This window comes from Reichenbachiella versicolor (assembly GCF_003171675.1).
GTDB classification, from domain to species: domain Bacteria; phylum Bacteroidota; class Bacteroidia; order Cytophagales; family Cyclobacteriaceae; genus Reichenbachiella; species Reichenbachiella versicolor.
Genome location: NZ_QFZQ01000002.1, coordinates 618,223 through 637,985 on the forward strand (window position 1 = coordinate 618,223; position 19,763 = coordinate 637,985).

The window sequence follows — 19,763 nt, forward strand, 5'->3', positions numbered from 1 at the left end:
GACTTAAATGAACCACGCATATATGCGTGACACCCCTACGCATATATGCTAACTCAAAACAACCACGCATATTTATTTCGTCTGAAAAAAAATATGCGCGGTTGAGATCTAGAAAAATATGCGTAGTTAAGGTTTTTGAAAAAATATGCGCAGTCAGGATTTCAGTTTCTTCCTTAAATAAGTTTAAAGAACGAACTTATCGATCTAGGGCAAATTATCATCCACGTAAGTTCACCGAACATCACCCAGTGGTCGAGTAAGTAATCCTATAGAATCATCACCTTATTATAGACAAACGTGCGATGACATAAATAAACAGCTCTAGTTAAAAAGCTCTAGCGTAGCTTTGGGGCATGAATCCAAAGAGAATCGCTATTATCTCCATCCTCAAGCCTGTGGATGACATCCGTTCTTATGAAAAATTCACCAAGACTCTCGCACAAACTGGTGATTACCTGATTGACTTGATCGGCTATCCTAGCCAGACAGTACACGAAGATGCTGACCACATTCGCTTTCATTCTCTTTCTGCTTTTAACCCCAAAAGCAAGGAGCGATTCAAACAACGCAAAGTGATCTGGAACAAATTGAAGGAAATCAAACCTGACCTTATTATCTGTACTACTCACGAATTGTTGGCTACCAGTATCAAAGCCAAGTTCCGATTGGGTTGCAAGATCATATATGATATCCAAGAGAACTATTTCTACAATCTCTGGTATCAAAACAACTATTCTACACTTGTCAAAACTGGATTAGCTATAGCTGTTAGACTCAAAGAAACAGTACTGTGCGGCTATTTCGACCATTTCTTTTTAGCGGAAAAGTCTTACGCTAGAGAGCTACTTTTCACGAGCAAGCGGTCTACTATTCTTGAGAACAAGGCGTTGAACCATCTACTAGTGGAAGAAAAGTCTTTACACTCTCGCCCTACTTTCGTTTTCACTGGTACTTTGACAGAGAGCAATGGCATATTGAGATGTCTCAAGTTCATGAAGCAGATCAAGGCTTCGGCGCCTAATTATAGATTTAGGATAGCAGGGCATTGTCCTGACAAGAGCATCTGGAACGAACTGGAGTCTGAACAATACAGTTTTATTGAGAAAGATATCTCAATAGATCCGATTCCTTATGACAAGATTTTGGAAGTCATTCATTCGGCGGACTTTGGTTTTATCGCTTATAGACTTAATCCTAGCAATCAATACTGCATGCCTACGAAGGTATTTGAGTACGTCGCTGCTAAGGTCAGCTGCATCTACGAAAGTGGCGCAATGTGGAGCCAGTCTCTGGAAAAGCATCGTCTAGGCATCAAGATAGACTATGACCATTTTGAAATTGATGATTTCTTAAATACTCAAACTGATTATCAAATAAACGAAGACTTTGATCGAAGCCACGTAGTTTGGGATACTGAATCGACTGAAATGATAAAATCTGTGCGTCGAATACTTATTTCTTAGGACTAGCGTTAGACATACTTAATCCCACCTCTTTCCAAAGACCATTTGGCATTCCCGTGTTCAAATATTGGAAAAACTAAAACTATTCTACTAACACATGAACTATTTACTAAAACCATTCTTAAGTACCATCCTAGTATCATTTGCCTTGACCATTGTATCCTGCGATGAGGAAGAGGAAAAGATAGAGTGGGCCAACAATAATAAGGTTCTCTTTTCTGCTTCATGCCAAGACGGAGAAAATGGCTTCTCTGGCAATGAAAGAGAATGCGACTGTCTTGCCGACAGGGTTTCTACGATTATTAGTTATGACAACCTTATTGACAATAGCTATGAAATGTCATCGGATGAAAAAGAAGCACTCTCTACAGCTATGAGACAGTGCGGTGTTTCACTGGCTTTTTAGAAGATAAAAACACTCAAAACACCGCTAGCGCAAGCTCAATGTCGTTAAGTTAAGGTCATTGAGCTCGCACCAGCAATGGTGTCTTGTAATAATATAATTAATCCAACTCAGGCTTACCTCTTGAAGATACCTTCTACAAAACAAACTTACTGCCTCAAATACCTCCTTACTTCTAATCAAAAACGATTCTGAGATATAATAATATCGATTGACCTGTCGACTAGTTTGCCATAAGTAAAAAGGGTTTTACGGCTATTCTTTCGACCACAACTTTTCCATCAAACATAATTTACTTATATTCAAATAATTACAAACTAAAACAATTAACTAAACATGAAACATTTATTCAAATCACTACTTTTTGCTTTTATAGCTTCTCTAACTTTTACAATAGTATCATGTGATGACGACGAAGACGGTGGATGGTCTTCTGAAGAGCAAGAAGCTGCGATTAAAGAGTGTGTAGAAGATGGAGACACTCAAGCAGTATGTGAATGCGCTATTCCAAAAATCGCTGATAAAATAGATTACAGCAAATGGCAGGATGACGATTACGAACCTACTGAAGAAGAAACAGCAGTCGTACTAGCAGCATACTTTGCTTGTTTAGAGGATTAACAATTTCTTGAACGTAATAGCTACTTTTGAAAGAGTAGCTATTTACTTTAAGTACCGCCTCGCCTCTAAGAAACGATTCAAATTAAACTCATCGTATAGCGCTGAGCTAGGATCAAAACTACTCAAACGAACTCGCTGAGATGAGTGTATCATCAACTGATCTTCGAGCCACATTCCTACATGAGTTACACGACGTTTGGTAGAATCAGTAGCTGGCCTTCCAAAAAACAACAAATCTCCTTTTTGAAGGTTTTCGAACTGGGTTCCAGCCTCCACTTTCACCCCTTGATTGACTTGTTGAGAAGCATCTCTAGCTAAGGTCATCCCATTCATCGCATAAAGTGTTTTAGTGAATCCACTACAGTCTACCCCTTTGGAAGATGTTCCTCCCCAGAGATAGGGCAATCCTAAAAATGGTCTAGCATAGTGATCTAAAACTTGGGCAGAAGGTACCAAATCACTTTTCCATTGACTATACTTCTTTGCCACTGTCTTATAAATAGTTCCTACTCTCCCATCAGGGTATTCTACTACAAATTCATCGTCCTTCTCATCTATCAACTTCAATTGACTTCCCAGTACCAAGTCTGAAATCTGCTGACCGTATTCCCCAAGTACTTCACCAGTCATTTCAGTTACTATTACTTTTTCAGAAGCATTCCACTCGTCGATTTCTTTTTGCGTCATCAATTTCACTCCTCCGTGATCGACCCATGAGATGTATTGATCTGGAGTCTGAACCAAATACCATTCGTCTAAGACCTTCAGTACTTTCACTACCGTTCCCAATACTGCCTGAGTAGCAAGTTCACTGCTATGTCTATGATCAGAACGAATGTTGGCTACACTATTATTGACCACGGCATAGGGTGTCTCTTTAGCCTTAGCATCTGGAAGTTGTTCAATGGATTCTTGCCATTCCAATCCGGACTGCTCCATGTGTTCTATTAACCGAGCATAAGCCTCAGGTTGATCTGTTACACCTGTCAATTGAAGTTTCTTATCCTGCCATTTAGCTTTTATATCAAACCAAGCTACCCTTTTATCTGGTGCATACGAAGCCTTGAGGCTATCGATCGTTTCGGTCACTTTGATCAAGTCCTGGCCGTTTTCTAGTTGACAGGCATAGACTAAAACAGAAACTAGTAGAAGGAAGAATGTGTTTTTCATATAGCTAAACTAAAGAATCGACTCGTCCGATCGATCGTTAATGCGTATAAAACATTGCGCCAACGAGTTGCGATTCGTAGTTTTGCCAAAATTTTTAGATCGAGTACTGTGCAAAAACCTTCAATACCAAGAGGAACGAGAGATTTTGGCCCGCAGCAAATGGCCAAAAGGAATTACATTTTCAACACTATCAAGGCCGTTTATCAAAAGTTTGGCTTTTCGCAATTAGAAACGCCGACTTTGGAAAATCTATCGGTCTTGACTGGTAAATATGGAGACGAAGGTGATCAACTACTCTTCAAGGTTCTGAACTCAGGAGACTTTCTTAGTAAGACCTCCGAGGATGACTATAAAGCAGGTAGCAAAGCGCTATTGAACAAAGTCTCTGAAAAAGGACTTCGCTACGACTTGACCGTACCGTTTGCTAGGTATGTAGTCATGAACCGAAATGACATCACTTTTCCATTCAAAAGATTTCAAATCCAACCAGTATGGAGAGCTGATCGTCCACAAAAAGGTCGATACAGAGAGTTTTACCAATGCGACGCCGATGTAGTGGGCACCAACTCTCTACTTTGTGAAGCAGAAATCATAGTAATGATCAATGAAGTATTTGAAAATCTCAACCTTGAAAACTTCACGATCAAAATCAATAACAGAAAGATTCTCCAAGGTTTTACCGAGGTGATTGGGGCTCCAGGTAAAGAAACGGAGCTCTGTGTAGCCATTGACAAACTAGACAAGATCGGTAAAGAAAAAGTGATCGAAGAGCTAGAAAACAATGGTTTCGATGCCGAAAACTTAAAAAAGCTAGACCCTATCTTCTCTATCGGTTCTGATTTACAAGCCAATTTGGAGTTCTTAGAAGGGTTCTTCACAGACTGTGAGATAGGTAAAGAAGGACTTAAAGAAACCAAAGAAATTTTGACATACTTGGAGGCTTTTGATCTTCAGGATAGTCATCTCGAACTGGACATTACGTTAGCTAGAGGTCTCTCCTACTATACTGGAAGCATCTTCGAAGTAAAAGCCAACGGTGTCAAAATCGGCAGTATCTGTGGTGGTGGTCGCTATGACAATCTTACCGGTGTATTTGGACTGAAAGATGTATCAGGAGTGGGAATTTCATTCGGTGTCGATAGGATCTACGATGTACTAGAAGAACTAGAATTGTTTCCAGCATCTAGTGATTCAGACCTGCAGGTGGTAATTGTTAATTTTGGAGAAGAGACACAGTCTGCCAGTATCAAACTACTAAGTTCACTAAGAGCTGCTTCCATCAACGCAGAGTTGTATCCGGATGCATCCAAGATGAAAAAGCAGATGACGTATGCTAATAAGCGCAACGTACCGTTTGTAATAGTAATCGGTGAGGATGAAATCAAATCTGGCGAGTATGTTTTGAAAAACATGCTAGATGGTAATCAAGAGAACTTATCACCCGAAAGCATCATTTCTACTATTAAGGATAATTTAAAGTCATAAAATTGAAACTGTTTAAAATTGGCTTTGGTCTGGCTATCGTGCTAATAATTAGCATGACTCATACAGTCCAAAGCCAATCGAGCAGTAAAAAAGGTCGCTTCCAAGTAGACTACAGGAGAGGCTGTACAGGAACTACTATCACTATTACTCAAATAGGTACTTTCTCCCCTGCCCCTGTCTATTGGTATGAAAATCTGGTTGGCTCTTTTACCTCTACGCTTTCTCATACCTACAACACCGCAGGTTCTTTCTACATCGTTCAGTTGGTCAATGATGCCAGCCTAGGCACTGACAATTACGATTCTCTTCTAGTAGAAATATTAGAACCTCAAAACGCTGAATTTACAATCCACAAATGTGCTAATCACAAGGTCAGAGTAGAAACTGCTAATGACTACTATGATCGCTATGAAGTCGATTTTGATGGACTCAGGACAGATATAGTCAACCCAAATTCTTTTACCAATGAATTTGATTTTGGTTCAAGTGGTGTCTACAACATTACAGTAACTGGTATCTTGACAAGTGGAAATAGTAACTGTGGCAGTCAAGTAGAAACTGTTTCTACGGTCACCTCATTGACACCTCCATTACTATCTACCGTAGAAGTAATAGACCAAAATACTTCTGGTTCGATCCTACTGACTCATACGCTAGATGCAGGCGTAGATTATAACCTATACTATGGAAATGGAGACAGTAAAAATTTAACACTCCAAGGTTCTATTTCCAGTAACCAAACAAATATTTCACCTATCAATACAGCTACTGACTATCACTGCTACCAACTAGAGTCTTTTGATGTTTGCAACGGAGATAGTTACAAATCCGAAGTCATCTGTTCGATCATACTGGACACCTCCTCAGATGAAAAAGGAAATCGAATGAATTGGTCTACAGACAACTCCAATGCAAAAACCACTGAAATAATTAGAGATAACTCTATTCTCATAAACCTTCCTACCACCTCTTCTTCACATACTGATAGTCTAATCGTTTGCAACAAAGACTACTCTTATCAAGTGCAGCAGCTATACCAACAGGGCAAGTCTCTTTCAATGAGTTCTACTATTACTGCGTCTAACACACAATCTCTTCCGATCATTAACGGCAACCCTTCATCGACATTCAGTGGAGACTCGGTAATAGTGACTTGGGACAAACCAAATGACGGTGAAATTCCTTTTGATCAATATGTCGTCCAAAGAAAGGTGGGTAACAGAGACTGGTCTGACTGGATGAATACGACCGAGCTTGTCGCAGTTGATAAGGATATCCGTCTTAATCAAGCACCATCCTATAGAGTAAGTTATTCCGATGATTGTGAAAATGAATCCACTCCGTCAATAGCTACTACTCCAGTGGTACTAGCAGAGTCTAATAACCGTGGCAAAATCATCACCTACGAATGGAATAGATACGAAGAGTGGCAAAACGGAATTCAAGGTTATACACTTGAACAACTAGACGAATCAGGAAATATTCTTGAAGAGTTTGAGGTGCTTAGTGGACGTTCTAAATCCATCGACTTTTCTAATCAAGACCCTACAGACAAATACCTCCGAATCAAAGCTACTTCACTGGATTCTCCACCAGTCTATTCCTATTCAAATGTAATTACTACTAAGATCGAGACAGTTTTATACTTCCCCACAGCATTCACTCCCGACGAAGATGGAGTCAACGACACTTTTGTTCATCAGGGGCCTGCCATAGCGGACTATAAACTAGACATCTACAATCGATGGGGAAACCAAATCTATTCTACTACTGACAAAAACTACGGCTGGGATGGCACTGACCGAACAGGTGATTCACCACAAGGAACCTATCTCTACAAGGTATACTTCACGGATCTTGAAGGTCGCAGCCATTATCAAAATGGTGTTTTAACACTTTTTAGATATCTATAACCAACCGATTTACTAGCTTAGCCGTTTCTTATTTTCAAATCAAATAGACGGGATATGTTTGACATGATGAACATGATGGGTAAGGTCAAAGAGCTTCAAGAAAAAATGAAAGAAGCTCAAGAGTCACTAGGTGCCATAGAAGCTGAAGGAGAATCTGGAGCTGGATTGGTTAAAGCTGTAGCCAATGGTAAAAAACAAGTCATCAAAATTGATATAGACGAGTCCTTATTAAATAGTGCAGACAAAACAGTCATTCAAGATTTGGTGGTCGCTGCAGTCAATATCGCTACTCAAAAAGCTGGAGAACTAGGCGCTGAACACATTAAAAAACAAACGGAAGGCACTCTCCCTAATATACCAGGCATGGATTTTAGCAAACTATTCAATGGCTAAAAAGACGGCTGTAGTTATCCTCAACTACAATGGGGAAGAATTTTTAAAAACATTCTTGACCAATGTCGTTGAGAACAGTCCCAGTGCAGATGTAATAGTAGCGGACAATCTATCTTCTGATGGATCTGTAGATTTCCTGAAATCAAACCACCCCGATGTCCAGCTTATAGAGTTGGATCAGAATTATGGGTTTACAGGAGGATATAATCGCGTAATATCCAAACTTGATTATGAATACACTGTATTGCTGAATTCAGATATTGAAGTTGCTCCCAATTGGCTAGAGCCCATCATCAACTTCATGGATTCCAACCCTAAAGTAGCTGCTTGTCAACCCAAGATTTTAGATTATAATCAAAAAGAATATTTCGAATATGCCGGTGCGGCAGGTGGATTCATAGATACACTTGGTTTCCCCTACTGTAGAGGAAGGGTTTTCGATTCGTTAGAAAAAGATTCTGGACAGTACAATTCTCCATTACAAGTATTTTGGGCTACTGGAGCTGCCATGTTTGTCAGAACAAAACTTTACAATGAAGTTGGGGGACTAGATGAGGATTTCTTTGCTCACATGGAAGAAATTGATCTTTGCTGGAGACTTCAAAGAGCTGGTCATGAAATATACTGCATTCCTGATAGTACAGTTTATCATGTAGGTGGCGGTACACTCAACAAAATCAACCCACGAAAAACTTATTTTAATTTTAGAAACAACTTAGCAATGATTCTAAAAAACGAATCTGCTATCAATCTTGTATGGAAAATCCCTGTTAAACTTACGCTAGACGGTATAGCAGCCATCAAACTATGGAAAGATCATTCATTTGGTCATTTCATCGCTGTGATCAAAGCTCACTTCCATTTCTATGCTAAAGCCTCCATTCATTGGCGTAAACGTACTTCTACAACTACGACAAACACCTGCCAAGGCCCTTCTAAGTATATTCTAATCGATTATTTCATCAAAGGAAAAAAGAAATACAACCTATTGTAAACCAATTACCATCAGATAAAAACAGCCTTAAAACCAGGAGCTTCATTAGCCTTACAAGAAAAACGCTCGACCAAATGGCCGAGCGTCTACACCCGTTAATTTCCTGATTTTTATTTCTTATCACTTCCTCTGAACTTATTCAGAATTTGTTTCATATGCTCTCCAGCGGCTTCTCTCCCCCCAAGACCATATGCCAATGCAATTGTCACTGCTAAAGATCCAAGAGTCAACCCAAATGCTAACTCTACGATGCTGTTCGCTATCCCCATAGTCCTAAGCGAAATCGCAAAGAATAATCCTATGATCAACATCTTTACAGCACTGGCAGCAAATGCATCTTCACTCTTTTTAGACATTGACTTGTGAATTGCTGTAGCAATGATATTACCAATCACCATCACGACTAACCCAAATAGTATACTGCCTGTCAAGTTGAGAATAGAATGTAAAACTTCACTCATTCTTTCGAATCCAAGCATATCTGAACCTGTCACCACACCTGTGAAAATGATAAAGAAGAACAATACATTAGATACGACAGTACTAAATGACTGCTCATCACTGATAAAAAACAAATTCAATTTCTTACTCCAATCGTCTGCACCAAGATTGGTCAAAAGGTCTTTTACGAAATTGGTCACAAACCTTCCGAGAATATAAAATAAGGCTATAATCAATGCTGCTCCGATAATATGTGGCACCGCATCCATGATCTTATGCAACATATTATTGGCAGGAGTAGTAATAGCATCTAGATCAAGAGCATTCAGAGCTAAAATAATTACTGGTATAAACACCAGTAAGAAAACCAGCTGCTGGATAAAATGCACAAACTTCTCAGTATCATTAAAGCCTACGCTTTCCATCAATCTATCTAAGAAGCTTCCTGTCATTCTTACCAAGTTCGAAGCAAACTTGGCCAGTATATAACCGATAAAAGTGATAACCAAAGCTGCGAATACATTATCTATATAAGATAAAAATTCATCCAGCATATTTTTGATTGGATCAAGTACGTAGCTTACGCCAAGCATCTCTAATACAATCAATAGCACAATCACCATCAAGATGTAATACACTAGATTGGCGATGAACTTATTAGTATCTACAATAGTATTTCCAAGCAATTTCTCATCCCACTCAGTCTTCTTCATCAATCCGTGAACAATCCTTCTTATTAGAAGTGAAAACAACCACCCTCCGATGAAGAAAACAATCGCACCAAGTACTCCAGGAAGAGCATCGTGTAATGTTTCAGAGATTCTATGCAGTAATGAGGTAAAATCCATAGTTCAGTATAGTTTTAGTTTACTACTGAATTTAGGAGAAGCCTATGTAATTTCAAAAAAATGAAATTAATTTATGTATCGTACAAACTAGCTCAAAGCCTTCTGTACCAACGCTAAATCCTCGGGTACATATTCTAATTTCAATGCCATCTCGTGTCCTTTTTCAGTCATTTTACCCCAAGTTTTTCTTACAATATCGATTACCTTTTCTTCCTGATGAAGCTTAGCGAATTCGTGGAAATAGTACTTTAAAAACACTAGACATATAACATCTTCTAATTGCTGGGATGGCTCATCCGTTTTCAATTTCTTTTTAGTCACCAATTTCACTACCTCATCCATCGAATCTTGAGAATAACCATTTTCTTCCATGATCTCTGACAAGAGTTCACCATGGTAAATTTTTACCATTGTTCTCCATTTGAAATATCCCGCACGACCCATAGGATATTCACTTCTTTGAATATCCCATCTACGTATATGCTGTCCACGAGCGGCAATCTGCATTTCTTCGGAAGGAGATGAATCATATTCACCTAACATTTCAGTCATTCTCTGACCATAAACCAATTCTTTAGGCAGTTCTTTTCCATCGACTACTTCTTTATTAGGATCTTCCGAATTGATCTCATCTATCTTTTTGAGGACATTTTCAAGCATTTCCATAGGATTTAAGCATACACTCAAAACTAGAAACATCAACGCAATCTATTATACCCTTCTAGAATTAATTACTTGGATAGAATCAGCATACACACCTCATTCCATCTTAATCAGATCTATTCTTAATTACGTAGAAATTTTCGATAAAGAATACTTTTTTACGTAACACTACTTGTTTTATCAGTAGAAGTACGTAGTTTTGAATATCAATTTGAAGGAAATGGAAAAAATCGTTGTAATAGGTAATGGAATGGTCGGCTATAAGTTTTGTGAAAAACTGAGAGCAGCGGCTGGAAAAGATCAATTCGAAATCACTGTATTCGGTGAAGAGCCTCACGTAGCGTACGACAGAGTACACTTGAGTGAATACTTTACCAATCCTTCCGTCGAGCATTTGGAAATGGCTCCAAGAAGCTGGTATGAGGAGAATGACGTTAAACTTATTTCTGGAGAACTTATCACTTCGATTGACAGAGCTGCAAAGACTGTTACCAGTTACAAAGGAACGACCATCTCATATGATAAATTAGTCTTAGCAACTGGTTCTGGAGCATTTGTGCCACCTATCAAAGGAGTAGAAAAAGAAGGGGTCTTCGTTTATAGAACCATTGAAGACCTTGACGCAATTATAGCATATGCTAAAAACACAAAGAAAGCTGCCGTGATGGGTGGTGGACTTTTAGGTTTGGAAGCTGCTAAAGCAATGCTGGATCTTGAGCAAGAAACACATGTAATAGAATTCGCTCCAAGGTTAATGCCTAGACAACTTGACAATGCTGGATCTGATTCTTTAGTTTCTAAAATGGAGGCTTTAGGAATTAATATCCACATGAACAAAAACACTTCCAACATTTCTGGAAACGGTAAAATGACTGGAATGGAATTCGCAGACGAGACTTCATTAGATGTTGAAATGCTCGTCATCTCCGCAGGTATCAAACCAAGAGATGAACTTGCTAAAACCTGTGATTTATCCGTAGGACCTCGTGGTGGTATAGTAGTTAATGACCTTCTTCAAACTGATGACGAAAATATTTTCGCTATTGGCGAATGCGCTCTTCACAAGGGCATGATATATGGACTTGTGGCTCCAGGTTATGAAATGGCCGACGTAGTAGTAGACCAACTAATATCTAAGCGTGAAAAATCATTCGAAAGCTATGATATGTCTACCAAACTTAAACTGATAGGTGTAGACGTGGCAAGTTTTGGGGATCCATTTTGCGAAAGTACTCCTCATAAACCAATCATTTTCGAAGATAAACTCGAAGGAATTTATAAAAGAATCAACATCTCTGAAGATGGCAAGACACTACTTGGTGGTATCCTAGTAGGTGATGCAGAACAGTATAATATGCTACTTCAGGTTTGTTTGAACGGTATGGCTTTACCTCCAAACCCTGAAGATTTGATTTTGGGAGCTAGAGGTGGAGAAGAACTGGGAATGGAACTTCCTGACTCTGCCCAAATCTGTTCTTGTGAAAACGTAACAAAAGGTGACATCTGCAAGGCTATTGTAGAAGAAGGCCTAGAAGATATTGCTGCTGTAAAGACATGCACCAAAGCCGGAACTGGCTGCGGTGCCTGTTCTCCTATCGTAGCCGACATTTTCAACGAGCAAATGAAGAAAATGGGGGTTACTATCAAGAAAACCGTATGTGAGCATTTTGATTATTCTCGTCAAGAGCTTCTTGACATCATCAAAGTCAAGAAAATCAAGTCCTACGAAGAATTGCTTGACACGGTAGGAAAAGGAGATGGATGTGAGACCTGTAGACCATTAGTAGCCTCATTACTAGCTAGTACATGGAATGAGATGATTCTAGAAAATGGTCACGATTCTATCCAAGATACAAACGACAAGTACTTAGCCAATATACAAAAAGGGGGATCGTATTCAGTAGTTCCACGTATTCCTGGTGGTGAAATCACACCTGACAAATTAATTGTAATCGGACAAGTAGCTAAAAAATATGATCTGTACACTAAAATCACTGGTGGACAAAGAATAGATCTTTTCGGAGCAAGAGTAGACCAGCTCCCTGACATTTGGGAAGAATTGATCAATGCTGGTTTTGAAAGTGGTCATGCATATGGAAAATCCCTAAGAACGGTTAAGTCGTGTGTCGGGTCTACTTGGTGTAGATACGGTCTTCATGATTCTGTGTCCTTCTCGATAGAGGTAGAAGAAAGGTATAGAGGGTTAAGGTCTCCTCACAAATTGAAATCGGCTGTTTCTGGATGCAGAAGGGAGTGTGCAGAAGCTCAAAGTAAGGATTTTGGTATTATTGCGACTGAAGTAGGCTGGAACTTATATGTCTGTGGCAATGGTGGATCAAATCCTCAACACGCACAGTTATTAGCTGGAGATATTGATAGCGAGACCTGTTTAAAATACATAGATAGGTTCTTAATGTTCTACATTAAAACTGCAGAACCATTGAACAGAACAGCGACTTGGTTGAACAAGCTTGAAGGCGGAATGGATTACTTAATAGATGTAGTGGTCAATGATTCGCTAGGAATAGCTGAGGATCTAGAGAAGGAAATGCAGTTCATGGTAGATACGTACAAATGTGAATGGAAAGAGGTAGTGAACAACCCAGAACTACGTAAGAAGTTCAAGCATTTTGTAAATACAGAAATTCCTGATCCAACAATGAAATGGGATGAAATGAGAGGACAAAAGAAACCTGCTGAATGGGGTTTTCCAGCATAATTGACTAGATCTATCACAGAAACAATAAAGACATGAGCGAAGTATTGGAATATAAAACTGTAAAAACAGAAGAGGTAACTAACTGGTTCAAGGCAGCTTCAGAAGATGCCTTTCCAGCCAATGGTGGTGCAGCAATCGAATATAAAGGTCTTCAAATAGCAGTTTACAATTTCACCAGAAGAAACGAGTGGTATGCTACTCAAAACCTTTGTCCTCACAAACATCAGATGATTTTATCACGTGGAATGTTGGGTACAGAAGGAGAAGAACCAAAGGTCGCTTGTCCTTTTCACAAGAAGACATTTAGCTTAAAAAACGGAACAAACCTTAACGGAACTGAATGCGAATTAGCTACGTACCCAGTAAAGGTAGAAGACGGCTTCGTTTACGTAGGATTCGCTGATTAAATTAAGTATTATTACGGGTGCTAAAAATAACACCGTTTCGAAAACTAGGGCTAATGTATCTCATTGCATTAGCCAGCATTGTACTGACTATTATAGTCAGTCAAATATTGATTCAGTCGTTTATAAAGAAGCAATCCTTTGATTCCAGGGTAATCAACGTTGCTGGTAAGCAACGAATGCTTAGCCAGAAGATTTGTAAAATTGCCCTCAAAATTAAGATTGACCCGACCAATCATAATCTATATCAGGAGTTAAGTGCTACTACTGATCTTTGGAAGCTATCGCATGTAGCTCTTCAGGAAGGAAGCGATACTTTGGGAGTAAGTGGAATAAATTCAGCAGAAGTACTTAGTCTTTTCGCTAATGTAGAGCCATATTTCTCCGAAATACTCAAAAATTCAGAAGCTATTCTGAGTACATCTACTCAAGACACTACTCATTTACATAAGTATGTTGACAGCATTATTTCAGTAGAAGAATCTTTTCTTCAAGGAATGGATGCTATTGTATATCAGTATGACCAAGAGGCTAAAAGCAAAGTTCAAATACTCAGCAAACTTGAATTTATCCTTTTTGCAGTTGCTATCCTGATTATAGTTTTCGAATTCCTCTTTTTATTCAGACCTACTTCAAGACGAGTCGTTGCAACCTTCAACGATCTTGTAAAATCTGAGGAAGCAGCTAAGAAAATGACTGCTGAAGTTAACAAGCTGTATACTGAACTTGGGAAATCTTATCAAGATCTTGAATCAGTAAATATTGAGGCGGACGAACCTTCTATCCTACTAAAGTGCAACAGTCAGGGCAAAGTAGAATTCATTTCTGAGCGATTCAAGGAGATCATGTCTATAGAAGCTCCTGATTTTGAAAGCAACTTATACAAATGGCTAGGAAAAGAAGGCTACAATGAAGATTTCTTAACCAAACTTGAAAATATTGTTGACCTAGGAGAATCATGGAGTGGCGAGCTTAATGTAACTGACGGTGATGGTGATCTAATCTGGCTAGACATGTATTTCCAACCGGTTCCTTCTAATGGTAAAGGACAAAAGCCTAAAGTCTTGGCCATTGGTAGAGACATCACCGAAGTCAAAGAAGCTAAACAACGCTCAAGAGAAATCAATAGAGAGGCAATTGAAAAACGAGTCAAAGAACAACAGTACAGATCTGTATTGATTCTCGAAGGTCAAGAAGAAGAAAGAAAAAGAATATCAGCCGAAATTCATGATGGAATTGGTCAATTACTTACTGGTTTGAAACTCAACCTTGAAGGTATAACACCCACTGATGCACCTCATATGAAGAAGCGTATCAAGGATACCAAAGAATTAATGAAAAGTGTAATCAAGGAAGTTAGAAGAGTTTCATTTAATCTTGCACCAAGCAGTTTAGTCGACTTTGGTATTACACCGGCTCTTAAGAAAATAAGCCAAGAAGTCACAGCGCTAACCAACACAACCGTATTATTTGAAAACCGTACTGGTTTCATTAATCGATTGGATAAGATAGTCGAGACTAACCTTTACAGAATTGTTCAAGAAGCTGTCAACAATAGCATTAAATATTCAGAAGGTACGGAGATTAAAATATCAGTAGCTCATGCATACAACCAACTCACCGTGATCGTTGAAGATAATGGGAAAGGTTTTGAGAAAGAGCGATTGGAAAAAGCAGGGCACTTTGGTGCTTCGGGACATGGAATCTTCAATATGAAGGAACGTGCAGCATATATCAATGCTCAATTTGATGTAACTACTGAATTAAATAAAGGAACAAAAATCACTATAAGTTTACCACTTAGCTGAAAGAAATTATGAGCCCAATAAAAGTTATCCTAGCAGACGACCATGTCATTGTAAGAAACGGCATTAAAATCCTACTTGAAAGTGATGGAGAAGTAGAGGTAATAGCAGAAGCGTCTAATGGTGCGGAAGCTCTTGACAAAGCCAAAGAGTATCAACCAGATATTTTGATTTCTGATATCAGAATGCCCATCATGAATGGTATAGAGGCTACTGCTAAACTTAAAAATGTAGCACCAAATACCAAAGCACTAATTTTATCAATGCACGATGATGAAGAGTATATTATCAAATCAGTAGAAAGTGGTGCATCAGGATATCTTCTGAAAGACACTACCAAAGACGAATTCTTAAAAGCGCTTAGAGCTATTCTAGACGGCCAGAAATATTTCAGTGGAGATATTTCAAATATTCTAGTGAACAACTATCTCAATATACGAGAGCAGCCTGCAGCTACTAGTAAAATAAAAAGTATTGAAAACGAATACCATATTACCAAAAGAGAAAAACAAATACTTCAAATGGTTTACAATGGGCATAGCAACAAAAGCATTGCTGACGAATTAGGCAAAAGTATTCGTACGATCGAAACTCATCGTTTCAACATAATGAAAAAGTTAGAGGTAAGTAACATCACAGAATTACTTAGAAAAATAGATGGAGAACCATTCTTAGTTTCAGAATGATTCTCCATTCTCATAACCTGTTTTATCTTAATTTACTTGTGTCCTAAATCATTAAGGTGTTGTAAATTATATTCTTCTGGAAAAGGGTCAATAGTTTCTTTTACCGGCTTCTCAGTCTTAACCTTCACTTCTTTCACCTTATTCTCTTTCTGCTTCTTGTACTTACGTCCAAACAAGAAATTAGCTCCAAACCTAAAATTTAACGAACTATTATTGACTAAGCCATCAGACGATATATAGTTTGGAATATTTTCTGCACTTCCATAAAGTTGTAAGAAACCAAACCTAGCAGCCAATCCTCCTCCGACAGAGAAACCATGTAGTGATTGATACGAAACAGTAGCAGATACATCTAAAATTCTAGCAATACTCTGAGAATACCCAAGTGCATAAATTTGAGCATGATTTCCTTCATCTATTTTAAACAATGTAGAAGCTCTTACATTACCACCTTTGATCACTTCATATCTCGCATCTAATAGAACTCGAGTAGGAATAGAGCTAGAATACGCTCTTTCATTAGTTTCTTCTTCTATAAAACTCTCTAAACTATCTGCTAGCGCTTCAAATGTTTCTTCAATATCATTAAAACTACCTCCTTTAAGATCTATTTCTCCATCATCAATAGTATAATTCTTAACATAGTCATTCCATGAAATCTTACCAAGATCATTAACAGCGAAACCAACTGTAAGTTTATCATTGACATCTAACTCAGCACCAATATCAATCCCAAAACCTGTATTACCATTAGTTATAAGATATTCCGCATCTTCCTGATCCATTGCCTCAAGCCCAGCAGTCTGAAGAATTAAATTCTCTACTCTAATGTTTTGTATGAAGGTGACACTATCAGTTCTCAAATGAACGGCCGCATCTGGAGATGTTTCCATATTAAAAACACCTTGTAAGTACTTTAATCTTCCTCCTACTCTGAGTTCCTTATCTCCTAGAATTTTCAGAGAATGTGTATAACCTATTCCATATTCTCTAAAATGATTTAGATTGAACCCAAAATCATCATCTGTTCTAGATTCGCCTAAATACTTGGAATTATTGATTAAAAAGTCTGCAGTTCGAGTAGGCATACCGAAGGAAGAGGTTATTCTTTCATTTCCAAATAACGTTACTGCTCCATAATCTCCAAGCCTAAAACCAATCTGATATAAAGTCGTATTAAAATCAAAAGAGATAGAGTTCTTATCAGACAACCTGTTCAAATACGAATCCCCCTCTGGAAATATGTCATTGGCTGATATCTCACCATTTAACCTCATTTTCACACCAGATATAACGGGTAATGCCACGAATACCCTAGCATCTGGAAACGACACTGGTTGAAAAATATTTACCTGGGGAACATTACTTCCAGCATGTAAAAATGAAATATCCATCTGTGCTGATGCACTTTGAACAATGGATACGATTGATAGTATTAATATAAATTTTTTCATATCACAGTTCAAGATCAAAGTCAACTAAAGCACCAACGGTAACAGCAATTTTAGCATCTGAAAAGAATGACACATCTTTCAGATTATCTACATCAAACGACTCCAATTTCAGTACAACTTTTAATGTAGCAGCAGTCAAGGTTTTATCTATATCTTCTTTGACCAAACTAATTCGAGTAACAGTAACTTTAGATTCTGCTATTGATCCGTCATCTCCGACTGTAGGTGAATCAAATGCTAAATTGCTAGCCTCTTGAGAGTCTACCAAAGAAGAAATTACATTACCTCGTTCATCTAAAATATATAGCTCAATCAATCCGAAAATTGGCATCTCATTATCTACAGCGATTTGAATAGCAAGTTGTTGAGCATCTTCCAAATCTGATATATCCCCTAAATCATATTCAAAATCATAACTATAGTCTTTCAACTGAACAGTCATTGGAATTTCCATGATTGCGTCAACTACTATCTCACTAGTATCCGCCATGAAATTCTGTGTCGCACTAGAAATATCGGGATTGATTTCTACCAATAGCGGCATCTCAATTCTATCGGGTTGAGCACTAATTAAGTCATCAATATTCGAATTATCCTTGTTAATTTCAATTGCCGATTTAGTTGGAGTATTAGCATTGGTAGCTGCCAATATTAACCTGTCCTTCTCAGCTATTGTATTCTCTAGTTCAATTGACGACCCATCTTCTAAAACACCTGTAACATTATCAAAACCTAAAAGCACATCTGCTCCATAGTCATTATTACATTCTAAAATCAACTTTGGATCGGTAAACTTCACTCCTATACTTCTTAACTCTTCTATTCCTGACATGTCAAAGCTAACTGGATCCATATTCAGCTGCTTTTTATCAAACAAAGCATAAAGAAGCTTAATACTAGGATTCTCAAATGATAGATTAAGAGTAGCATTTGGCCCTGCACCTACGAATTCACCATCTAGAAATAAATTAATTTGATTACCTGTCTCAAAATACGTTTTGAAGTTACTTAGATCTTCTTGAATAACTTCATTTACTGGGCCCGCCAAAGACACTTTAGCACCACTATTGAACTCTAGACCAGTAGTAGTGTAAAAAGTATTCCTTATCCCCCATTGATAATCGTTTAGACCATTTGGATAAGCCAGAGAATAATTTAACATCCCTCCTGAGTAGTAAAGGGAATCTAATCGACTAGCTCCAATTACACTGGTAAAAGTAAAGGGAATGGTATAAACATTAGATCCAGCTATTGTTGGAAAGGAGTGATTAAAAGTCTGTGTAGGAAGATCGACTATATCATCATTTTTACTAAACTCAATACGGTCCCTAAAGATCATGGTAACTGGTTCCCCCTCTTCAGCAGTGTATTCAACATTATCCTCTTCCCCCTCACTTAGGTCTTCAAGCAAATCAATTACATTGACAGTATCAGTACCAATATTAATCGCTGGACTAAATTCTAACCTATGGACAGTTTTATCTGGATCTATTTCTTCAAGGCCGCAAGCTCCTATTCCAGTAAGCATTGCCAGCCATCCTAATCTCTTAAATATAGTTTTATTCATATCTGGTCATTTGACGTATCGAAATTGTAAAATACCTCGAAACAATTAGAATTATTTTCGGTGAATACCTCAAACCATTAGATGTACTATTAAAAATAAACAACTAAAATGTTTCAGCACTGTAGAATCAATTGTTAATGCATTCGGTCAGGTCGAATTTCTAGTCCCTTCATTATTTCCGCTTCCGCTATCAGAAACTCTCTCCATCTTTCATTCACATAATCAGAATCGTCATAAAGCTTAGCCAACTCCAAAAAAGTATGATAATGTCCAGCCTCAGACACCATTAGTTCGTGATAAAATTGGGCCAGATCTGGATCCTTAATATTCTTCCAGAGCAATTTAAAACGCTCCGCACTTCTTGCTTCAATTAGAGCATTAAGCAAAAGCTTTTCTGTCAATTGCTGTTGACGACTTCCGCCTGACTTCATTATTTTATTAACCGCAGCTACATATTCGTCTTTTCTAGCCTTTCCTAGCTTTATTCCACGATCTTTCATCTTATTGAGCACAGCTTTAAAATGCCCCCATTCTTCTGTTACCAGTGCAGTCATGGTCTCTACTAATTCTGTCTTCTCTGGGTACTGGACTATCAGAGTAATTCCAGAAGTAGCTGCCTTTTGTTCACAGAAAGCATGATCAATAAGAATATCGGCGATTTGCTTTTCAGCAATATTAATCCATCTAGGATCAGTAGGTAGATTAAGCCCTAAGGTCGTTTTTTCGTTTTCCAT

17 protein-coding genes are annotated in these 19,763 nt (G+C 38.2%); 11 read left to right on the top strand and 6 right to left on the bottom strand.

The genetic code is table 11. The features are described from left to right. The first annotated feature begins 353 nt into the window (after positions 1-353). The 3 genes from DKG80_RS07380 (at position 354) to DKG80_RS07390 (ending at position 2,487) form a co-directional block, all read left to right on the top strand. Complete coding sequence (locus DKG80_RS07380; RefSeq protein WP_109830672.1) at positions 354-1,463, top strand: glycosyltransferase family protein; 1,110 nt, start codon at positions 354-356, stop codon at positions 1,461-1,463. 97 nt (positions 1,464-1,560) lie between these two features. Beyond that, on the top strand, positions 1,561-1,869 hold the full coding sequence (locus DKG80_RS07385) for a hypothetical protein (protein ID WP_109830673.1): 309 nt from the start codon (positions 1,561-1,563) through the stop codon (positions 1,867-1,869). 333 nt (positions 1,870-2,202) lie between these two features. Next, positions 2,203-2,487: a hypothetical protein gene (locus DKG80_RS07390; protein ID WP_109830674.1), complete on the top strand. Its 285-nt coding sequence runs from the start codon at positions 2,203-2,205 to the stop codon at positions 2,485-2,487. A 42-nt stretch (positions 2,488-2,529) separates the two neighbouring features. Here the strand turns inward: DKG80_RS07390 and DKG80_RS07395 are convergent, their stop codons facing one another. Further along, complete coding sequence (locus tag DKG80_RS07395) at positions 2,530-3,657, bottom strand: C40 family peptidase (RefSeq protein ID WP_109830675.1); 1,128 nt, start codon at positions 3,655-3,657, stop codon at positions 2,530-2,532. Between the two features lie 108 nt (positions 3,658-3,765). Here DKG80_RS07395 and hisS point away from each other — a divergent pair, with 108 nt between their 5' ends. Genes hisS through DKG80_RS07415 form a run of 4 tightly spaced genes read left to right on the top strand, consistent with a single transcriptional unit; the run spans position 3,766 to position 8,442 of the window. Continuing rightward, positions 3,766-5,142 carry a histidine--tRNA ligase gene (hisS, locus tag DKG80_RS07400; protein ID WP_109830676.1) on the top strand — a complete coding sequence of 459 codons (1,377 nt, stop codon included), beginning with the start codon at positions 3,766-3,768 and terminating at the stop codon, positions 5,140-5,142. Between the two features lie 2 nt (positions 5,143-5,144). Next, positions 5,145-7,055 carry a T9SS type B sorting domain-containing protein gene (locus DKG80_RS07405; protein WP_162555745.1) on the top strand — a complete coding sequence of 637 codons (1,911 nt, stop codon included), beginning with the start codon at positions 5,145-5,147 and terminating at the stop codon, positions 7,053-7,055. A gap of 54 nt (positions 7,056-7,109) precedes the next feature. Then, positions 7,110-7,448, top strand: a complete 339-nt coding sequence (locus tag DKG80_RS07410; RefSeq protein WP_109830678.1) for a YbaB/EbfC family nucleoid-associated protein — start codon at positions 7,110-7,112, stop codon at positions 7,446-7,448. Further along, positions 7,441-8,442, top strand: a complete 1,002-nt coding sequence (locus DKG80_RS07415) for a glycosyltransferase family 2 protein (protein WP_109830679.1) — start codon at positions 7,441-7,443, stop codon at positions 8,440-8,442. The genes DKG80_RS07410 and DKG80_RS07415 overlap by 8 nt, the downstream gene beginning before the upstream one ends. Before the next feature lie 110 nt (positions 8,443-8,552). Here the strand turns inward: DKG80_RS07415 and DKG80_RS07420 are convergent, their stop codons facing one another. Further along, positions 8,553-9,731, bottom strand: a complete 1,179-nt coding sequence (locus tag DKG80_RS07420) for a mechanosensitive ion channel (protein WP_221409067.1) — start codon at positions 9,729-9,731, stop codon at positions 8,553-8,555. 87 nt (positions 9,732-9,818) lie between these two features. Beyond that, positions 9,819-10,391 carry a DUF4202 domain-containing protein gene (locus tag DKG80_RS07425; protein WP_317048729.1) on the bottom strand — a complete coding sequence of 191 codons (573 nt, stop codon included), beginning with the start codon at positions 10,389-10,391 and terminating at the stop codon, positions 9,819-9,821. 223 nt (positions 10,392-10,614) lie between these two features. Between DKG80_RS07425 and nirB the strand changes: the two genes are divergently transcribed. The 4 genes from nirB to DKG80_RS07445 are packed head-to-tail and all read left to right on the top strand — an operon-like array spanning position 10,615 to position 16,008. Then, positions 10,615-13,113 carry a nitrite reductase large subunit NirB gene (gene nirB / locus DKG80_RS07430; RefSeq protein WP_109830681.1) on the top strand — a complete coding sequence of 833 codons (2,499 nt, stop codon included), beginning with the start codon at positions 10,615-10,617 and terminating at the stop codon, positions 13,111-13,113. Between the two features lie 32 nt (positions 13,114-13,145). Continuing rightward, entirely contained in the window at positions 13,146-13,520 is a 375-nt protein-coding gene (gene nirD / locus DKG80_RS07435) for a nitrite reductase small subunit NirD (protein WP_109830682.1), read from the top strand. Positions 13,521-13,573: 53 nt separating this feature from the next. Then, the gene (locus tag DKG80_RS07440; RefSeq protein ID WP_109830683.1) at positions 13,574-15,325 is read left to right on the top strand and encodes an ATP-binding protein; all 1,752 of its coding nucleotides are present in this window, start codon (positions 13,574-13,576) and stop codon (positions 15,323-15,325) included. An 8-nt stretch (positions 15,326-15,333) separates the two neighbouring features. Beyond that, positions 15,334-16,008, top strand: a complete 675-nt coding sequence (locus DKG80_RS07445) for a response regulator transcription factor (RefSeq protein WP_109830684.1) — start codon at positions 15,334-15,336, stop codon at positions 16,006-16,008. Positions 16,009-16,040: 32 nt separating this feature from the next. On the opposite strand, the gene DKG80_RS07450 is transcribed toward DKG80_RS07445, so the two are convergent. From DKG80_RS07450 to miaE, 3 genes are all read right to left on the bottom strand, one after another. Beyond that, on the bottom strand, positions 16,041-17,462 hold the full coding sequence (locus DKG80_RS07450) for a DUF5723 family protein (protein ID WP_109830685.1): 1,422 nt from the start codon (positions 17,460-17,462) through the stop codon (positions 16,041-16,043). Between the two features lies 1 nt (position 17,463). Beyond that, positions 17,464-19,029 (bottom strand): hypothetical protein, encoded by a 1,566-nt coding sequence (locus DKG80_RS07455; protein ID WP_109830686.1) that lies wholly within the window; start codon positions 19,027-19,029, stop codon positions 17,464-17,466. 134 nt (positions 19,030-19,163) lie between these two features. After that, entirely contained in the window at positions 19,164-19,763 is a 600-nt protein-coding gene (gene miaE / locus DKG80_RS07460) for a tRNA-(ms[2]io[6]A)-hydroxylase (RefSeq protein WP_109830687.1), read from the bottom strand.

Coding starts and splice junctions, on each gene's coding strand:
- DKG80_RS07380 (WP_109830672.1), top strand. CDS start 354: ATGAATCCAAAGAGAATCGCTATTATCTCCATCCTCAAGCCTGTGGAT.
- DKG80_RS07385 (WP_109830673.1), top strand. CDS start 1,561: ATGAACTATTTACTAAAACCATTCTTAAGTACCATCCTAGTATCATTT.
- DKG80_RS07390 (WP_109830674.1), top strand. CDS start 2,203: ATGAAACATTTATTCAAATCACTACTTTTTGCTTTTATAGCTTCTCTA.
- DKG80_RS07395 (WP_109830675.1), bottom strand. CDS start 3,657: ATGAAAAACACATTCTTCCTTCTACTAGTTTCTGTTTTAGTCTATGCC.
- DKG80_RS07410 (WP_109830678.1), top strand. CDS start 7,110: ATGTTTGACATGATGAACATGATGGGTAAGGTCAAAGAGCTTCAAGAA.
- DKG80_RS07415 (WP_109830679.1), top strand. CDS start 7,441: ATGGCTAAAAAGACGGCTGTAGTTATCCTCAACTACAATGGGGAAGAA.
- DKG80_RS07420 (WP_221409067.1), bottom strand. CDS start 9,731: ATGGATTTTACCTCATTACTGCATAGAATCTCTGAAACATTACACGAT.
- DKG80_RS07425 (WP_317048729.1), bottom strand. CDS start 10,391: ATGCTTGAAAATGTCCTCAAAAAGATAGATGAGATCAATTCGGAAGAT.
- nirB (WP_109830681.1), top strand. CDS start 10,615: ATGGAAAAAATCGTTGTAATAGGTAATGGAATGGTCGGCTATAAGTTT.
- nirD (WP_109830682.1), top strand. CDS start 13,146: ATGAGCGAAGTATTGGAATATAAAACTGTAAAAACAGAAGAGGTAACT.
- DKG80_RS07440 (WP_109830683.1), top strand. CDS start 13,574: ATGTATCTCATTGCATTAGCCAGCATTGTACTGACTATTATAGTCAGT.
- DKG80_RS07445 (WP_109830684.1), top strand. CDS start 15,334: ATGAGCCCAATAAAAGTTATCCTAGCAGACGACCATGTCATTGTAAGA.
- DKG80_RS07450 (WP_109830685.1), bottom strand. CDS start 17,462: ATGAAAAAATTTATATTAATACTATCAATCGTATCCATTGTTCAAAGT.
- DKG80_RS07455 (WP_109830686.1), bottom strand. CDS start 19,029: ATGAATAAAACTATATTTAAGAGATTAGGATGGCTGGCAATGCTTACT.
- miaE (WP_109830687.1), bottom strand. CDS start 19,763: ATGGAAAACGAAAAAACGACCTTAGGGCTTAATCTACCTACTGATCCT.